The sequence below is a fragment of the Psychrobacter sp. NPDC078631 genome (assembly GCF_050268165.1).
In the GTDB taxonomy this organism is placed as follows: Bacteria; Pseudomonadota; Gammaproteobacteria; order Pseudomonadales; family Moraxellaceae; genus Psychrobacter.
The window spans coordinates 898,481-918,399 of record NZ_JBNNGG010000001.1 but is presented as its reverse complement, the minus strand read 5'-3'; the positions used below and the strand labels follow the sequence as shown (position 1 = coordinate 918,399).

General features: G+C 45.7%; 7 protein-coding genes. 1 reads left to right on the top strand and 6 read right to left on the bottom strand.

Annotation, left to right across the window (positions count from 1 at the left end):
• Positions 1-217: 217 nt before the first annotated feature.
• Positions 218-2,785: an excinuclease ABC subunit UvrA gene (uvrA, locus tag ACQKCP_RS03640; protein WP_427611334.1), complete on the top strand. Its 2,568-nt coding sequence runs from the start codon at positions 218-220 to the stop codon at positions 2,783-2,785.
• Between the two features lie 94 nt (positions 2,786-2,879).
• On the opposite strand, the gene ACQKCP_RS03635 is transcribed toward uvrA, so the two are convergent.
• From ACQKCP_RS03635 to ACQKCP_RS03610, 6 genes are all read right to left on the bottom strand, one after another.
• A complete protein-coding gene (locus tag ACQKCP_RS03635) occupies positions 2,880-4,319 on the bottom strand; it encodes a reverse transcriptase family protein (protein ID WP_427611333.1) in 1,440 nt (479 codons plus the stop codon).
• A gap of 3 nt (positions 4,320-4,322) precedes the next feature.
• Positions 4,323-6,545, bottom strand: a complete 2,223-nt coding sequence (locus tag ACQKCP_RS03630) for a hypothetical protein (RefSeq protein WP_427611332.1) — start codon at positions 6,543-6,545, stop codon at positions 4,323-4,325.
• Positions 6,542-14,233 carry a HEAT repeat domain-containing protein gene (locus tag ACQKCP_RS03625; RefSeq protein WP_427611331.1) on the bottom strand — a complete coding sequence of 2,564 codons (7,692 nt, stop codon included), beginning with the start codon at positions 14,231-14,233 and terminating at the stop codon, positions 6,542-6,544. The genes ACQKCP_RS03630 and ACQKCP_RS03625 overlap by 4 nt, the downstream gene beginning before the upstream one ends.
• Positions 14,234-14,335: 102 nt before the next feature.
• Positions 14,336-17,713, bottom strand: a complete 3,378-nt coding sequence (locus tag ACQKCP_RS03620) for a hypothetical protein (RefSeq protein WP_427611330.1) — start codon at positions 17,711-17,713, stop codon at positions 14,336-14,338.
• A gap of 608 nt (positions 17,714-18,321) precedes the next feature.
• Entirely contained in the window at positions 18,322-19,062 is a 741-nt protein-coding gene (locus ACQKCP_RS03615; protein WP_427611329.1) for a peptidase, read from the bottom strand.
• Positions 19,063-19,104: 42 nt separating this feature from the next.
• A complete protein-coding gene (locus ACQKCP_RS03610) occupies positions 19,105-19,890 on the bottom strand; it encodes a transglutaminase family protein (RefSeq protein ID WP_201568944.1) in 786 nt (261 codons plus the stop codon).
• Positions 19,891-19,919: the final 29 nt, after the last annotated feature.

Below are 19,919 nucleotides of genomic sequence, written 5' to 3'. Positions count from 1 at the left end.
CTAAACCAAACCCGCATTGATGCGGGTTTTTTTATTATTAATGATTGGGTGACTTGAGTTATCGTTTTGTCTATCTATGCTATTGATACGTAAGCCTAGCCATGGCCACGCATGAGTACGTGTTAACCTTTCTGCTAATTAAATAAAGACAACTAATTAAGTAAAGAAAACTAGGCCCGTTAAGAATAAACATCGATTCGATAGGAACAATAACGCTATGGCGAACTCAAAAAAACTAGAAGAAAAAACAAGTAAAACAAACACAGTGAGAAATACCCTTTATAATCCTGACCAAGATAATATTCAGGTCAGAGGCGCGCGTGTACATAACTTAAAGAACGTTGATGTCGATTTACCTCGCAATGCCTTAGTTGTCTTTACTGGTATCTCCGGCTCAGGGAAGTCGTCATTAGCATTTGGTACACTATTTGCCGAGTCGCAACGCCGTTATCTTGATTCGGTATCGCCTTATGCGAGACGACTCATTGATCAGGTTGATGAGCCAGATGTTGATTCTATAGAAGGGTTGCCACCAGCCGTTGCTTTGCAGCAAAAACGAGGCACGCCTTCAGTGCGCTCGTCTGTGGGTAGCGTAACGACGATATCCAATGGTCTGCGTATGCTGTACTCACGCGCAGGAGAGTATCCCGCTGATCAAGAGATTCTATACGCTGACGCATTCTCTCCCAACACCCCAGATGGTGCTTGTCCAACTTGCTCAGGTATCGGTCGTGTCTTTGAGGTCACTGAAAAGCTGCTGGTTCCAGATAACAATAAGAGTATACGCGAGCGTGCGATTGCGGCTTGGCCACCAGCATGGCAAGGTCAAAACCTCAGCCGTATATTGACCACATTGGGCTATGATATCGATAAACCATGGCACACATTGCCGAAAAAAACACGCGACTGGATTTTGTTTACAGATGATACGCCGACGGTGCCTGTCTATCCTGAATACAACATTGAGCAAACGCGTGATGCGATTGAAAAGGGCGAAAAGCCAAACTACATGGGTACGTTTACCAGTGCCAAAAACTTCATTTTGCACTCTTTTGCCACCACTCAGAGCCCACGTACCAAAAAGCGTGTCTCGCAGTTTATGCAGATATCTGAGTGTCCAGAATGTCATGGTAAAAAACTAAAGAAAGAATCGCTATCGGTTAAGTTTGCAGGACTCGATATCGGAGAGCTATCACAGCTAACACTGACGGAAATGGCGCAGAAACTGGAAAAAACAGCGCGGACCAAGGTAGCCGATGAGACACCAAACCGCGAAAAAGCCATCGTCGCCCAGCGTATCGCCAGTGACATACTCTATCGTGTTGAAGCGCTGACAAGGTTAGGGTTGGGCTATCTCTCGCTTGAGCGTACCACACCGACTCTCTCTCCTGGCGAGCTACAGCGGTTACGATTAGCCACTCAAATTCGCTCGCAATTGTTTGGCGTGGTATATGTCCTTGATGAGCCATCGGCAGGTCTGCATCCCGCTGATACTCAAGCATTGCTAAGTGCATTGGATGAGTTGATTGCCGCTGGTAATTCAGTGTTTGTCGTTGAGCATGATGTTAGTGTCATTAGACATGCCGATTGGATAGTCGATGTCGGGCCAAAGGCAGGCACGCATGGCGGCGAGATTGTCTATAGTGGCCCTGTAGATGGACTTCGTGAGGTTACGCAGTCGCATACCAGCCAATATCTCTTTGCCAGTGCTACGTCTCACGCTCAGTCAAAATCTAGTACAAGACAGCCGACAGAGTGGCTAAAGCTTGCCAACATCGAGCGAAACAATATCACAGGATTAGACGTTGAGTTTCCGCTTGGGGTCATGACCAGTATCACAGGGGTCTCGGGCTCAGGAAAATCAAGTCTCGTCAGTCAAGCGTTGGTAGAGCTTATCAATGAAGCATTGGGTCAAAAGACAGTTACAGAAGCGCCTGTCGGTGAGGCGGATTTACTTGAGCAAGAGCTTGAGTCAGTAACTGGCGGTGAGATCGTCGCTGGTATGGAGCACGTCCGTCGTCTCATTAATATCAATCAAAAAGCAATTGGTCGTACACCGCGCTCTAACTTGGCAACCTATACGGGTCTGTTTGACGATGTGCGTAAAATTTTTGCGGCGACTAAGCAAGCAAAATCTCATGGCTATGATGCTGGCAGGTTCTCCTTTAATACGACCAAAGGTCGCTGCCCAAATTGCGAAGGCTTAGGGTTTGTCAGTGTTGAGCTGTTGTTTTTGCCAAGTGTTTATGCGCCTTGTCAGGTTTGTCATGGGCAACGCTATGATGATGAAACGCTGGCAATCACTTATCGAGATAAAAACATCGCTGAAGTATTAAACTTAACGGTTGAAGCGGCTCATGAGTTTTTTGTTGATGAAGCACCTATTTTGCGTGCATTAGAGGCATTGCTACAAGTTGGACTTGGTTACTTACGTCTGGGTCAGCCTGCCACCGAATTATCAGGCGGCGAAGCACAGCGTATTAAACTTGCTACCGAGCTGCAACGCACGCAGCGAGGCGACACGCTATACATATTGGATGAGCCAACCACTGGCCTACACCCTGCTGACGTGTCTATGCTGATGACGCAGCTGAATGGTCTTGTCGACGCGGGCAATACTGTCATCATGGTTGAACATGATATGCAGGTGGCAAGCAATAGCGACTGGATCATTGATATTGGGCCAGGGGCAGGGGATGCGGGCGGGGTAATCGTCGCTCAAGGTACGCCATATGACGTTGCCCAATCAAAAGACAGTCGCACCGCACCGTTCTTATCAGTCTAATGAAAATATAATTCTGCGCTAATATGCTTCACTTGAATGAGTATTAGAAATAGAATTTTTCTAATACTCATTTTTTGTAAATATAAATAAATATCTATGCAGGTGTCTCTTGCTGCACTTGCAAACGCTCAATCCTATCTAGATAACTATGTCCCAATTCTGGCTCTGCCGAGGCTATCCAAGCGGCATATCCTGCCAGCGTATTTAAAGTCTCATCCGCGCGTAATTTGCCACCTGACTCTAAATTATGTACCGCCGCCCGCAACATTTTTTTGATTTGACGAGATACCCTAGGTACGCCTTGTCCATTGACCACCATGCCTGTCACTTGTTGCTGATTGCCTTTACGAATCACGCGCGTTTTATCATTATTTAATGCAAAACCTTCTTCGCGTAATATCTTATGGACTGAGCCGAGCAGTTGTCCGATTAGCTTGTTGTGCTGCGTATCGGCTTGTTTCTTTGCGATGCTGGTCGTGGATTTAATCGTTGTTTTAGCCTTCGATTTGGGTTTGATGTCTTCAATAGCAGGAACACTAAAGGTCAAGTCGTCGGCGTAACGGCTATAACGTAGTCCCAACTTTTCTGCCAACCCTGTCAAGCGGCGGTCCAGATTTAGGCAAACGATGTTCGTTAATGCCGGACTGGTAGGCGCACCTTGCGGTAAAGCTCTATCGCCTAACGCCACATAATAGGTAACACCATCTTGCTGTACCACTTGCCTAGGCGATTCCGTACAGAGTAATGCCAGTAATGTCGAAATTTGCTCTGGGTAGCCAGCATGACGAAAGACCCCTTTGACACGGCGCCAGCTCACGCTAGGAAAAAAATCTTTGACATCTAGCTTAATAAGCAGCTCGCTATTGCTATGTACGGCTGCATTGGTCACGATAGATTTGCCGCGTACAAAGCCATGGGCGGCACCATGCGTCGTTAAGTTATTCAAAATATTGTGCAAAATCCAGCGTTGTACAAACTTCAAACGTGGTATCGGTGACCATATTTGACGCGCTGTGCCATTGCGTTTGGCAATAGTAAAATGCGAATAAGACAAATTGGTGGCGACCTCTCTTTGATAGCACAATCCTTTTAACTGCGGAATGGTGAGGTTAACTGCTTCTGCGAGCTCATTATGTTTACGCAGCAGCGGCAGTTTGTTTTCAATCAGCCGATTGGCCGCGTCTTTTACATCCCACTTATCAGTACTGGTATCGTCCGTCCAATATACATGACGACCAAGATAAACCATGTGGTGCGCTTTGTATGCTTGCCAAGCAGCTTTTTTGAGACTTTTTTCTTCTACTGCTTCCTTTTTTAAGGCTTTCTTATAGCGTTCACGTTCTTTTGGGCTCATATTGTCGACAGGTTGACGATCGACCATAAAGCCTTGACTGACCAGCTGCTGCTGAACATATTGGTAACGTCCGCCCGCCAGCTCAATATCTTGCCATAGTTGCTGCCACTGACGCTCAAAAGGAGTGGGTGCTGGATCAGGGCTGATGTAATCGTTATTGTTAGCTGTGTGTGTGGTCATACATTACATCCCTTGGTTTTCGATAAAGCCTTTGGCTTCAAATCTAGCAATATGTTGTAAAAATGCGGCTTTGGCTTGAGCAGGCTGATTGAACACCAGCTGCTGGCGCGTATTCTTGTCACCTATTGTTTGTTCAATGGTAATCTTCTTATGGGCAATGGTGATGTAAACATAAGCAATAGCGGTCTCTTGTGTGGTTAACGCTTGCGTCTTATCGCTTGCAATTGCATGTGACTGGGCGGTTGGTTGTGCTAAGGCCGTCAAATCAAGTGTCGTTGCAACAGGTAATGTCATTAACGAGCTATGGGTTGCTTTTACTTGTACGCTTTCTTGTTTGTTCTTGGGTTGATTAAAGCGCTTGCTCGGTACGCGTTTACTCAAGACACGAGTGTCATGCCAGCTATCATTGCCGGTGTTATTTGGGTCGTATTGGTTATATCGAAGTCGTAGCGCGATAAGATGCGCGCACACACCATGAGTGAGACGATGCTGCAAGTACTGCGGACAGCTGCATTCCGCCTTAGTTACTAGCCCTTCATCGCCTAATTGCAGCTGGCTGTGATAAGTGCGTCTGTCTTCTTCGACATGAATATCTGCACGAATAGTAATACCTTTGACAGCGACAGTCTGAACAGAGAACTTCTGCACGGCATCCGTACGGCTAATCAAATCAAAGGCCTGTTTTTCTGCCTCATTGTGGTAAGCAAACTGCACCATATCAAGCGGCACTTGGGTCAAAGGTCTGTAGTGATACAGCTGCGTCGCCATCTCATAGCGAATTAAGCCTTGCTGAGTACCTGACAGTAACCATTGCTGCACTTGTGAGTGAGAAATAGGCACAGATTTTAATGAAGCATCTGCTGATAGCGACTTTACCAAATCTTCTATCGTACTAGGAGTATTTGCCAGGGTTTTAATCAATACGGACAAGCCATTATTATCGTCGTTACTATTACTGCCTGATAACCCTTCACTAGCAGCTAATGTATTGTGCAATGGGCGCTTGGGTAGTAACAAGTCAAAGTTTAATGACTGTGACCAATTGGCTTGGCTAAAGCCTGTCATAGCAAAGGTAAAATGAAAGCCTTTGCCTTTTAGTGTCCAATAGCTTGGCATGCCTTGCCCCAGTAGCGACACCGAAACGCTGCCAGTATGTGGCAACAGACGTTTTAATAGGCTGAGACGACGGCGACCCCATAAGCGAATCAGCTTCGCTTTTTGACCTTGATAGGGCTTTTGCTGTTGGCTGACTTGGCTAGTAACAGTGATGTCAAAAGGCTCTAATATAATCACCGGCAGCTGCTGAGGTCTAAGCTCAATCAATAATCCACGGCGTTTGCCTTTGATGTCAGCATGCATGCGCAGCTCAAACAATACGTTATACAGTGCGATTGGATCAAGATGAATGATGTCTTGTGGTAATTGACCTGCAGACTGTACTTGTAACAGTGCTCTGATCCAGCTTTTGGGAACATTGATACGCTTTTCTATGATCTGTTTTTTTACGGTGGGCGTGGTTACTGTACTGTCAGTATCTGATTCAGCGGTCTCTGGCATGGTTTCGAGTAACTGTAAGCCGACCGCTTCATGACCAATGTCTAACATTGTTTGCTGATGATCGCGTATTTTTTCAATACCGTTGAACAACGCCGCACTGTAATCAATGCTTGTTGTGCCAAGGGTAGCTTCGGCACTTTGCTCAAAAATCTCATTGGTCAAGGTTAATTGAGCATAGCAGCCTTCATCACGGCTAAACACCTCAAAGCTAACACCTTGCTCATGCACCTGAATAATCGGGTCCAAAATACAAAAAGCCAGTGGGTCATTGTCGAACAACCACGTGAAATAATCACGCTGCGCAGTAAATAGGTTTTTATTGCTGCTAGCACGGCGCATCTGCATAAATACCGTATACGCTGAGCGGTCTTTTGGTACATAGCGATAATCACTACTCACCACATCAAACAGCGCTAGCAAACTGTCACGAAAGACAAGGGGAGATTTGACCTTACCGTGGAAGTTAACCTCCGATCGATTCAGCTGAGCAAATAGTGCCACATGCTGAGTGTGTTCGGTCGTTTGCGCCTCCGACAGTGAGTCTGACGATTCGTTAACTTGACTGATTTGGCTAGGTGCGGCGTAGTCCAACTGCATCATTAGGCCATCAGTGTTTGCTACTTCTAACTCTGTTTCTGATGCTTGGTCTAATTGATTGTCTATAGTCATTGACTGTCTCCTTCACCCTGATTGCTTTTTTGACTGCTGTCCTGACTATATGCCAATGGACGCTTTTGTTGTGCTCGTATCATGGCACGTTGCCAGCGGCGTAGTACTTTATAAGCAAGCTTCTGGATGTCTGAGTTTTCATGTGCCATGAGCGTCGTCAGCCATTGTTCAATATTTAGATCATGTAGCTGTCCAAGCGCTTCGATAGCACGAATACGAACCGTCAGCTCCATGTTGTCATTACTTGCACAATGATAGAGTGCATCAGCGTCTTTTGCTCTGATCCACTGTAGCAGCTGCTGATTGATTGGTATCTCGGTAGACGAGCTCTTATGTTTTAGCGTACTGTTTTTCAGCGCATTCTTTACTACCGTTATTATGGATTTTTGGGTAGATGTACCGCTTTGTTCAATACGAGAAATCACAGTTCCTAGTAAGGCTTGGTTGTCATAAGTGAGCGGCGATTGAACCATAGTTGATACGCTGCTCAATGTTGGCACTATATTTGATAACACCTTATCGTCAGCGACTGGTCTAGCCAGTAGTGCCAACAGCGCTTGCTGCCACCAACCGCTAATAGTCGTAGAGAGTAGTGGAATAGAGGTGATGGTCAATGGTTGACGCGCATCATTGAGCCAACTAAGCATTGCGTGAATCTGCTTGGCTGCCATTTTATCGACAGTTCCTTTGGCAGTTGTAATGGATATATGACGCATGATTAGCCAAACCAGTTGCGAGATGGTGGTACCCACTTGCTCAACCATATCAACCCACTGGTTGTTGCTGATAGTAGTCGGACTGCGGTTGATGGTATCGATAAGCGTGTGCCATTGCTCGCTTGCAGTGTCAAAACGCTGCTGCAACGTCGCAACCATTTCTTTGTCTAGATAGTTGGTCGGATATTGGGTCAGATAGCACAGTCCAATATGCTGTGTCAGTGTGTTACTACTGGTAATCAACGCGGTAAGCTGCGATGTTGGCATGTCTTGCTTGGCCATAATGGCATTTTGCAGTGCCATCAAGGTGTCGGCTGGTAAGTGCGCGCCATGCTGGGTGATAAATGCTGTCAGCTCATCGATGCTGCTATTATCAATGATACGCTTTAGACTCAAATGCTCAGTTTCTTCTATAAAGTCATCATTATGGCTTTGGATGGCTGCCCAATCATAAGGGTAAACCTGCGATGCGAGGCTGCCCCAGGTTTTCTGTGCCGCAGTATAAGCCGCCATAAGCACAGCACAATCTAGGTTGTTTTGCTTTAAGATATCTAAAATTAATGCTTTATTGGCATCGCTATCATTCATCTGCAGTAGCCATACCGCATGCCTTTGTGGACGGAAGAATATGGCTTTATCGATATGAGTGCGGATATAGGTGCGAATTTGTTCCCAAGCAGGCGTTGTGTTGAGCCAGCGCAGTCCATTTAACCAATGGACAATGGCAGGATTGGTGAAATGGACTGCGGGGTCTGACAAGTGCGATCTTAATAGCTCAAAAATATGCGAACTATGCTCAAAGTCACCACCTTGTGCAAGGCGACCTAAGGCTTCGCTAGCCACGTCTTGTAGGTAATGCTCATCGTCTTCAGCCAGTTTGATTAACTTATCATAGGCTTTGTACAAGGTATGAACCTGTAAGTTTTTATCGGCATTGTCCGCAGGCGAGCTAGCATTAGGCGAGTGAGTATTTTGACTTTGGTTGTTACTGCCTAGCAGCTCGCCAATGGCTAACACACTGCAGCTGCGGAATTCAGCATCAGGGTTATAATCTATCGTTGCCATCAAGATATTGACCCCATCAGCATGACCACACTTAGCCAGTCCTTCAGCCGCCGCAAATTGCACATCGGCGTCTTTATTACGCAGGGCATTTTGTAATGAAGCAATGCTGCCGTGTCGTCTTTTGGCACGATATGCCAGTGCTTCAACCAACTTAAAGATATATTTAGCTGGCATCTGCTCGTAGGCTAGCGCCAAAGCAGTATCAATGCGCGAGGATAAATCGCTCTCAATCGATTGTACCCATGCCAGTGACGGTAATAACTGCGCGGCATGAGCATAATCACTATGAGTCATAAGCGTAGTAAACAGTGACAGCAAGACTTGCGAGTCTCTAGGGTGCTGACGTTGTAACCAGCGGGTGTCTTCGCGCTCGTCCAAATAATCATCGATGTTTTGATCGTAACCACTGATTTTTACTAAGGTATCAAATAAATATTTACGCTCTTCTTTATTTTTTTGCGGCGTGTGCTCAAACAGACTTTCTAAACGCTGTAGTAATGGCGCCACGAGATTCGTGTTACGTAGGTCAGCGATATCACTATAAATAAACTGCTTAGGTTTGTTGATATGTGGATCATCAAGTAAGGCTAATAATCGTAAGTGCGCTTCATTAGCAACTTGTTCAGCAGTAGCAATATCAAAGCTGCTCTCTAAACCACTTTCAAAGCGACCATCTAAAGTGTTCTTATGGATGAATTGGTACGACGTGAGTGCATCGACAAGCAGCTGCCAGCTACGGTATTTCTCATTACTGGCCTGAGCGTCTTCAGCAAAATCGAACAAGTTATCAAATAGCGTGCTGTCCGCAAAGAGTACGTCATGAAACTCGACCAGTTGACTCAGTGCTTGATATTTTGCATTCCAATCATCACTCTTCACAGCATGCAGCAAAAACGTCAGTTTGTCTTGACGCTGCACTGACGGCGACTGACTGTTTGTAAAAGGCGTAACAATGACCTGTTTCCATTCAGTAACGATCTGAGGCAGTAACGACTGACAATAGGTATGTAGCCCAAGTAAGCTGGCTGGCAGATGGCCTAGTCGACCTTTTAGCAGCTGATAGGTCTCTTCTGCTAAGGTGTGATTATTGGTTTTTAACAAATCAATGAGTTGTTGATCAGCGCTACTACTGACAGTGGCTGTATCCGTTGGTTTACTCTGTTGCTGTACGGCATTGTTATTTGCGATATCTAGCAATAAATCCAAGCCGCGTTTGACCATATCACGGTAGGGCGTGCTCATGGCATAGTCAGCCAGCTTTTTGGCTGGCATGTTTAGCTTATACAAGCATGCCCAAGCCAGCTCACGAGTGTCAAAACTACTGTGGTTGAGTAATGGCAACAACACACGACTGGTACTGTCTCGCCAGTCCTCATCGTTATTAGTGTTAAGCTGCGATGGTCGAGTAGCAAGCCACATTAGCCCTCGAATGGCTTGGTCTGTGGTGCTGCTATTAGCATAATAATCATCGCCTGCGCGTATGACGCCAATCCAAGCGCCAAAAGCAAGGGATTGGTATGGATAATGCACTTCAGAACTGTCTTTTTGACCGGTAGCAGAGCTACCTACTGTTTGCGCATCGTCGTTTGAAACATCCTGAATAGAGGCTGATACAGAGTGAGCACTTAACAAGGCCTGTAAACTGCGTTGCCATTTTTGTAATGTCTCAAAAACATCGTCCTCATCGTCATAGTAGTCATGGGCGAGTAATTCAGATAAGTGGCAAATGACACTAATGGTTTGCGCGCGTACTAATGGCTGCTGATGTCGACTGAGGTTGGCAAGCTGTTGTAAGTTTTCGGTACTTACCGTCGTTAGAATACTTGCTCGGATAGAGGCCGTACTATTCGACTGTCCTTTAACACCACCTTTATCGGCCATGTTTGGCATGGCATCTATCATCATCGCAATGACTTCAGAGTGAGCGGATAAAATACCGCCTAATTGACGTGACAAGTAATCACTTAGGTACTGCCAAGCTGATGATAGTGCTTGCTGGTTATTAGGGTGTCGTACGTCATTCGGGTAACGAGCGAGTATATTGGCGTAGACTACTGCCGTGTCATTATCCGCAAAGCTTAATGCTTCTATCAGTCGATTGGGCCTGACAGTGCTGGTAACGTTCGTTTCAGGAGCTTGCCTGCCACCTTGCAAGCCATTCTGTAAATCATTAAATATCAATAGTAGTCTGGCTGCTACGGCATAGGACTCTGACTCAAACAAAGGCTGTAGTTGACGGGCATGAGTGATGGTCAAGCCATGCTGTGCTTGAAGCCAATGCATAGGGGTCATCGGTGCAACAAGCGTACTAAGATTGTCTGTCTCGTCTTTAATGTCATGAGTAAGGAAGTACTGCCCGCGAGCGTCACCCAAAATAGCCAAACATAAACTGGCTGATTGACTGATAATGGCGTGCTCATCTTTTTGCCATTTTACCAGTCGATCAATGTCTGCAAAAGAAACTATCTGCGTAATCTTTGGTGCAAGAGGTTTAAAATCAGCATCAGGGTGGTGTAGATATTTAGCATACCAACCTAGTGCATCATGCTTTGATGGGTATGCCAGTTTAGACAAGCCAGACAGCGCTTGGCTTACATGATTGTGCCACTGGGTATAGCTGTCACTTTTCTTGCCTTGAGAGGGCATAGGCAACTCTAAGTAGTGCTTAAAGACTTGATACGCTTGTTCATCACTCCGCTGTGCCTGTTCTTCGTCAGCATATAAGCGAGATTGACTGGCCAGTAGTTTAGCGACTGTTAGCTGAATATCAGGGTAAGGGCTGTTGAGGGCCGCGGTAATCAATGCTTCGTGATGATTCGGTTGATCATCGGTGCTACTATCATCTAGGCTACTGTGATCCGCTAAAATAGTAGGCTGTAAGTCTGTCAGCGCCAAAGCAACCGTCAAGGCTTGCTTACGCAGCTCAATACTGTCATCAGCGAACATTGCCACGAGAGCTGGCATCAGTTGTGTCAGCTGAGTCGTATTCGCTCTGGCTTGCACTGTCGTAAGGGCCAGTTTCTTGGTATCAGTATAAGGGCTGGCAAGCGCGTTCAACATGACGTCAGCAAACCCTAAATGCTTGCTTTGTTTGAGTGCGATGTCAAAGGCTTGTTTGCGAATAGCGGCAAACGTATCTACAAAAAACAAGGTTAAGACAGCTTGATTGGTCTTTTGACTATCAGTTTCTTCAACTTTATTTGTTTTATGTTTCGAATTCATCGCTAGCAGCAGTCGTTGCCATTCCTCTATCGCCACTTGGTGCACATCTTCAAAGAGGCTTTGCTGCAATAGCTCAATGATGTCAACGATGGCGCTGTCAGATGACTGCTTAAATTGGCGGTTTAATAGAACTTTAACCACTTCTAGCCGAATACTGGTAAAAGGGTTGTTCAATGCCTGTAGCAATATGTCTGTCATCTCTGACGACATTTGAGCGCTTTTGTCACTATTATTTGAGCTATCTGCTGCAACATGCTTTAAAAACAGTGCTAAAGACTGCTCGTGAATGTCTTGATGTTTAGAAGCAAAACCCGTCGCTGCCCAAGACAATGCATTGTCTGCCAATTTGCCATAGGCTTGCATAGCCACTTGTCGCACGCCAGCGTCCTTATCATCTAGTAATGTCGGTAGGACTGCTTTGGCGTCTTCTATATTTAAATGACCAAGCGCGGTGGCGACACCAGCACGGATGATGGCACTGTCATCATGGCTCATCAGACTAATCAGGGTGCCAAACGCACGTTTGTCTTGTAGGCAAGCCAGCGCATAAGCCGCTCGGAAACTGATATCTTCATGACTGTTGCTTAAGCTTTGTAATAAGGGTTCTAACGTGTCATTGCTTAGATTTATAGATTCAGCAGCAGGCTTCTTGGATTTGGCCGTTTTAGCCTTACTCTTAGATGCTTGGGCACTATCTGCTTGCGAGATAAAATCTTGCGTAGATAAGGTTAAACGGATCGTCTCATCGGATTCTGATGGTTTAACACTCTTATCATTGGTCGCTGTGCTGCTAGCGTTATCTAATAGCGTGCCACGCAGTAAGCGAAAGTCATCAAAATCAGACAGGGTACGTAATGTTTGCGTGTCACCTTGCTGTTTCAATGCCTCTATCAACTTAGGCTGAGACAGCAATGAGACGTAAAATGCTGTTTGCCTAATCTCTGTATTACGATGATTCTGTAGCAGCATCAATTGACGCGAGACTTCAAGATGGTTTAGCATGCCGCGCTGATACAGACGAATTAACCCTGATTGGACAATGTCTGACTGATTGCAGTCCAATGCCATCAAATCTGCTTGAGGACTGTTCTCTGGCAACAGTGTCTCAAGTGAGGCCAATGCTTGCTTGCGAATATTCGCAAAACTGTGTGACAACGCGTCTCTTAAAATAGGTAAGATGCGGCGCTGGCTCGTGGCATCCTTCATCGCGACCTTTAGGTAACCTTGCAACGCAGAAGCCACCACTTCTTCGTAGTAACGGTTCTTAAAGGCTTCTTCTAGATAATGCAGTGGGCGCTTCGCCGTACTTGCACGGTCGGCCAAGGCATGAAAAGCAGCAAGACGTACTTTTGCACTGTGCGCCGAGCTTAGTTGCTGCTCTAAAACCTGTGCAGTTTTATCAAGATTAGTAGTCGCAACCCACTGTACCAATTGCAATGCTTGGTTAGCCGTGAGCGTGTCGCTATCAGCAAGTAATTTTTTAACCAGTTCTAACGTTTGGTTATCTGCTTGCGCCTGTAGCAGCGCTAGGCCTTCTTTAAACGACACATCGTTATTGTTTGAGGTATCTGTCAGTAACTGGCCGATTTTCTGATAGCCGTCTTTGATGATATAAGTAACTGGCAGCAGCTTACTGTTTTGTGCCGTACTATTTTGTGAGGTGCTACTCTGTGACGCACTTCTAGTATGGTCAACAGGTATGAAACGTAGGCTCTGATCGGCACTGACTACGATGAGCATTGGTTGCTCAGCGTAAGAAGATAAGACGATCTGTCGAGCCTTGGTTAGATCCTCTTTACAGCTGTTTGGTTGACCTTTATCAAATGTCCATGATTTGACACTTTTGTCATCGGCGGCAGTGAACAACCGTGTGTCTGAGACACAAAGCGCCGTGATCATTTCACTGTGTTGGCTAGACTTGGCTCTATCAACAGGATGCAGATCGCCTTGGACATGGGTTCGGTACAAGCACTTATCTACGCCTGCTGAGAAGAAGTACTGACCGACCGGTTCAAAACACAGCGCGTTTACTTTACCTTGATGGAGCTGTTTGCGGCTACTTAGAGTGAGCTGCGCGCTATCTGAGGTCCATTGATAGCTACTAACATCTCCCGTTTTATCTGCTACGACTAACCACGAGCCATCACTTGAGGTTGCTAGCGCTGTTAATGCGGATTCTTTATTTGATGCTGCTATAGAAGACGAATAAGGCTCAATGATGACAGTACTGCTGGCCTGACTATTTTGATAAGGCCATACTACGATATGTTTTGGATATAGAATAGCCAGTGCATCTTGTAGCGGCGCCATGGCTACGGCACGGCCTATATCATTGTTATTATTTTCAGGTGCATCGAGTAAGGATTTGGCACTGGTCTTCTTAACTTTCTTGGCTTGCCAATCCGTTTGATAAAGATGACCATCGTCACCAATCATAATAATAGTGCTGTCATCTATTTTGGTGATGGCTTGCATCGCACAAGGCAGCGCAGTTGTCGATAAGCTAAATTGTTCACCTTGTTGATCAAGGACGTATAAGACCGTAGCAGATGCTTGCTGCTGGCGAGTAATAAAAAGACTGCGCCCATCTTGCTTGGTTGTCTTTTGAGTTGCCGCTTGGGTACTGTTGGCCTTACTGACTAAGCCCATAATTTGACCCCAATAGGGGAGTGTTATTGTTTTCATGGTGTTATCTCAGTTGAGGTGACGTCATATTTTTTTGAGTATCTTTTTTTGAATATAAAAGCTTGCTAGTAGCTATTTATCTATATCTGTTTGCCAAAGCCGTTAAGCCGATGCCACTGGCTGCAGATTTTTAGATAGCTCAGGATAGCGATGCAATAGCCTTGTAACGGCAACCAAACACGCATGACGCTCCATCTTGCCTGCCGAGTGCGTAAAGGTGAACAGTGTGGGCATAATGAGCGCTGCAAAGGTGCTGTCAGCCAATGCCACATCACGAAAAGTCTCAATCAATGCCAATTTGGCACGACTCGCAGATATAGGTTTTAGCGTGATATTGCTATCTGACTCAGTTTGCTCTGATGAGTTTTTATCTGAGTAGCGTTGTTGTTTATGCTTACTGCTGTCACTAGCAGCCGGCTCTTGCGAACCGCCTAGACGGCCAGGTGGTAGCTCAAAAAGACCACGGCATAGCAGCATTAGTAGCTGATCGATTTCTGCAGGCAAGCTTGCCAAACGTCTATCTGACTGCTCTGTTATGACTGGTTGATTACTGCTGTCTGTATTTTTGACAACATCTTTATCGGTGCTGGTTGGTTGCCAGTTTGGGGATACGTGACGCGCCTTATAGTGTTTCCATAGCATGGTCACGGCGGCATAACGTACTTCTCGGTCTGTGCTTTGGGTCAATCGATATAGAGACTGCACATCTTGGAAATTGGCGTGACGCTGTAGTAGGGTGATACCGATTTGGCGAGCGACTCGCGCTTTGCTTTCAATCAACGCATTCAGCATGCCAGCATTCAATTGTGCTGACTGAACGTGATAACGTCGATTGGCAACGGATGGCTTATCCAATAGCGCACGCTTCAGCAGTTGCGTGACTTCAGTATAGGGAGATTCTGCCATCATCAGCCATAGGGTTGGCGTTGGTTGCCACGTCGCCATCTCATACTCACTCAGTAATAAGCCAAATGCTCGCAGCTGGCTGTTACGGTGTTGCAGTAAAGGAATGACACGCTCCGCATCAAAAAACGAAGAAGGAACAATCGCATCAGGATCGACAGGTCTGTCTGTCAGTGCCATACAGATCTGTTCATGATGATGACTGAGGTAGCTGATCGCAAGCTCACTGATGGGTGCAGTGGCGTCATCTGTTGCCATATGCCACAGTGCATTGGCACCTGCAAAAGTATCGTCTTCAGACACCTCTCTCGATTGACCACTCAGCATCTGTAAAAATGCAGTTTCGGAAATAATCTTTAGCGGCGCACCATCGGCGATTAAGCTTTCGGCTTTCACTTGCTTGCTACCTTTACGGCCATTGCCATATAACGGTGAACCATCATCACCGATGACTAGATAATCCAACTTGCCATTAACAGCACCACTGATGGCACCATTAGCTGCTTTCACAACTTTTTCGGCCTCGCCACGAGTCATGCTTTGCATCTTGCCCGTGAATAAATAGCGTTGGCCGGTTAAATCTACTTCAGTAGCAGCACTGCTATCAGAACCTTTATTGTCAATGCTATTACTGGAAGCGTTGTCAGTAGAGGCGTCTTCATTACTGTCAAGATATGCGACAAAGTCGGCAGGCAAGAACCCTTTGTTAATGCGCTCAATAGCAAATTCGCGATAGAGTGCCTGATCGCTATGCGCAAGATTCATAAGCCAGTCGAAACCTAAATCTATCGGCGCAAACCGACGTACATCAGACAGCCAATTTCGCACGGTTTCTGCTAAATATTCATCAAAGGCCAAATGCTTTTGCCAGTTTTTAGTAGGAGTATCAGTAGATTTTAACTGTTCAATATATTCACTCACTTGCCAGTCAGGCTCATAGGCAAGTGCATGCCAATAGCTCATATCAAGCGTCGCGGCTGACAGTATATCTTCATCAAACCAATCGGTAATAGTCGATTGTGATAGTGGATGTAATAGCAGTGTTTGCCATACTGCCGCATTTACTTGGCCCAAATCCAAACGTCTGAGCTGATCCAACACAAAGTTCATACAGTCGCTGTCGTTATTAGCAGAGAAGTCGTGTACTTCTGGTATATCTAACTGCTGGGAAATGCGAATAAAGTATTCAGTCCCTAGCTCTTTGACACTATAGAGCTCAGGTAGTTTTTTTATGGCAAATTTTACGCTGTGTGTTTTGCCGCTAGTCAATCGCTCAAAGAACCATTCAGGGGTTAAATCGCGCCTCGTAAAGTGTTTGCTAAGTTGTTTGCTCGCGGTTTGATAGTGATGTTCGGTATCTAATAGCTGACCCCAACCGTTGACACCAATATCAGCAACAGGGTCACGACTCAGGATACTATTGATGGCAAATGCTCTAACAGGTTCATAATCTGACATGGCCAGTAGCATCAGCTCAGTGAGCGATAAGTCTTGAGCATAGCTTTTGGCATAGCCAATCGCATATTGATAGGCGGCAGGATAGTGTGAATGGAGTAGCTTTAGCACCACTTGATGCAAGCCCAATACTTGAAACTTAGACTTTTCAAAATGCGGTGAATTTTCTAATAGCCAAACTATCATCTCATCACGCGCTTTGCTGTGCGCTTGTCCAGCAGATAGGTATTGTAGCGTCTCACCACTCACATCACGTAATTGGGTCTTAAAGTCATGTTTTAGGCTATCGGTTGCAAACTGTCTGACAGCCTCGTTTTTGGCGATGGCCAATAGCTGGATAAGTGGTTCAGGGTCTCGTTGCCATGCCTCAGAGAAGGCGCGACCTTTGGCATCAAAGAGCTTGCGAGGTGAGCGACTGCTGAATCGATTGACCCCATAATCAAGGCTGTTATGGAAGCAGATATGATTAAGTACCCAGCTGTTCGTTTGTTCAAGGCTGCCTGCCGTCATGGTTTCGTCATAGCTGGCGAGTACAGAGACGGCGGCATCAATGTAGCCAATTGGCATTTGCTGTCCTAGCTGGCGCAAATAACGCCAGGCTCTGAGGCTCATATAGGTTTTGGTGGCTAGGCTGACCGCAGAGTTGGCGGTTTGATTGAAACGCTGTGAATCAATCTTGGCGGCTATTTGCCCAAAAATCTCATAATCTTGAGAAAATTCTGCTTGCTTATAAATGCGCTTTAAACCTTTCCACACACCATAGCTGATTGGCAAAGCCGTAATAGCTTGTTTTAAAATAGTTCTAGAATACGCACTGCCATCTTCCCACAGTGCGGTCAGTATTATATGAATCTTATAGCGATCTGGGAGGGGGTAGACGCCTTCGTTTGCTTCCAATTTGGCAATCATTGCCACGCGCTCTGCAAACTGTACTTCGGGGTGTTGCTCCCGAAATTGATGACTAAATATCTTATCTAAAAACCGATCAAAAGTAAGCTCATGCTCGGGGATGGGCGTCTCGGGAATCGCATCAGCTTGAGTTGCCAATGTACATAATTTATCGACCAAACTTGGATCTTGGGCTTGCCAAGCTTGCTGAATTTGTGAAAATGACAGACTCATAGAAATTTGCCTTAATTTTTATTTTGTCAGTGCGCGTAATTTTGTAGCACCATAAAAGCGCGTTTCACAGAAAATATCAAGGACTTTTGTAAGGAAATATATGGGCTGCGACATATAGCGTCGCGCATGATTTTATTTGCAATTATATATTGACAATAATAACTGTTATGAGGCAAACTTAACGAGTTGTGAGATTTAGCGTTTCACCGTTTACGGTGAGGGGCGACGTTGCGTCGTCCACGAGTCAAGCCATTACATTTTACCCAAGGAAGACTGTTTCAGTCCTGCTAATACCTAGATAAAGGCCCTAGTGTCATTAGCTCGCTGGCGCAATCACGCAATCGTGATTGAGCTAATGCACTAGGGCCTTTATCTAGGTGCAGTCCAGTGAGTCTTCCATGTACCAGGTCATGAGGTAGATTACACAACAATTGAGTGTGACATCATTATGATGACATTCAAGGTCTTTAAAGCAAAACCGGAGTAGGGCTGTTTATTCAGCGCTATTCCGGTTTTTTATTGCCTGATTATTAGTTGATAATAAAAAAGCCCTTTGTCTATTACAAAGGGCTTTTTAGTACAGAAAGTATGATTTTATACGGAACTATTTATCCCCAATAACCATCAGGACATTTAGGCAATTCAACCAAAGTGCGACGTAACGCATCTGACCATTGATGACGGATGGTATTAAAGTACTCGTCACGCTCATCAATACGTCGGCCGTTGGGCAGAGCTAGGCTGTCATTGTCATAAAGTACAAAATCTATCGGCATACCGACTGATAGATTTGAGTGAATCGTGGAATCAAATGACAGCATCAACGCACGTGCCGCGTGTCTTACATCCGTGTTATAGCTGACAGAACGATCCAAAATGGGTTTGCCATACTTGCTTTCGCCCAACTGAAAGAAGGGCGTATCTTCAGTGGCTTTGATGCAATTGCCTTCAGGATAAATCAGGTATAGCTCAGGTGGCTGTCCTTTGATTTGACCGCCAAGCATAAACGAGCTGGTAAAGGCGCCATCGCGAGTAGAATTAGCGACCGCTTTTGCATGATTCATAACATCACGCATACATTCGCCAACCATTTGCGCGGCATCAAACAACGTCGCTACTGTATTGAGGTTACTCTCAGCACGCTGGTCAATGTCGCTTTGTAGATTATTGAACACTGCCTGCGATGTCGCTAAGCTGCCAGCTGTCTGTAACACCATAAAGCGCTCGCCCTCAACGCCATATTGATACAACTTTCTGAATGTCGATATGTGATCAACACCGGCATTAGTGCGCGTGTCACTGGCAAAGACCATACCGTCTTTTAGACGAATGGCAGCACAATAAGTCATAAAATACCCTTGATGAATAAACGTAATAAAAAATAGCAAACGCTATGATAGCTTTTTGACTAATACCAAACTGTAAAGATTTTCGTAACCGCCGCCCATACGCACACCGCGAACAGGCGCTGTATCTAGATAGTCTCGCCCAATAGCCACATACACATGTGAGCTTGGGGTAAATGCTTGATTTGAGATATCAAAAGTATACCAGTAACCATCCAGCCAAACCTCAGCCCATGCGTGACTGGCCATGTGATTTTCGGTATCGTCATACAGATAACCGGACACATAACGCGCTGGAATCTGTTGATCGCGCAAGATACCTAAAAATACATGCGTATGGTCTTGGCACACACCTGCACTTGTCGCAAACGCCTCAGCAGCGGTCGTACCCACATGCGTGACGTCTTTAACAAAAGGCATTTTCATAATAAGGGCATTTGCCATTGCCTTTAAGCTGTCATGAGTAGGGGTTTTTAGGTATGGCGCTGCGAATTCTCGCATCTCTTGTGAGCATTTGGTCAACGGGGTTTGTACGGTAAATAGCAGGTAGGGGACATGATCCATATCCTCTAAACGTTCGGTTTCGGTGTTAATCTCAACGATACCTGACGCCTGCATTTGTAAGTTGTTATGTGCCTCGTTACGACTGAGCGTGAGCCATGCATTACCAAAGCCGTCCTTTTGGTTGGTCGCCACTTTAGGGAGCATCACATCCCATTTATGAATGGTCTGATGCGGCATTTGCATGGGGGTCATGCGTATATACTGTACACTGCGCTGTGCCAGCTCATCGTAATAATAGTTGGTTTGGTGACTGATTTGAAGTTTCATGGCATTTTCCTTATAGCATCTTTCTATCT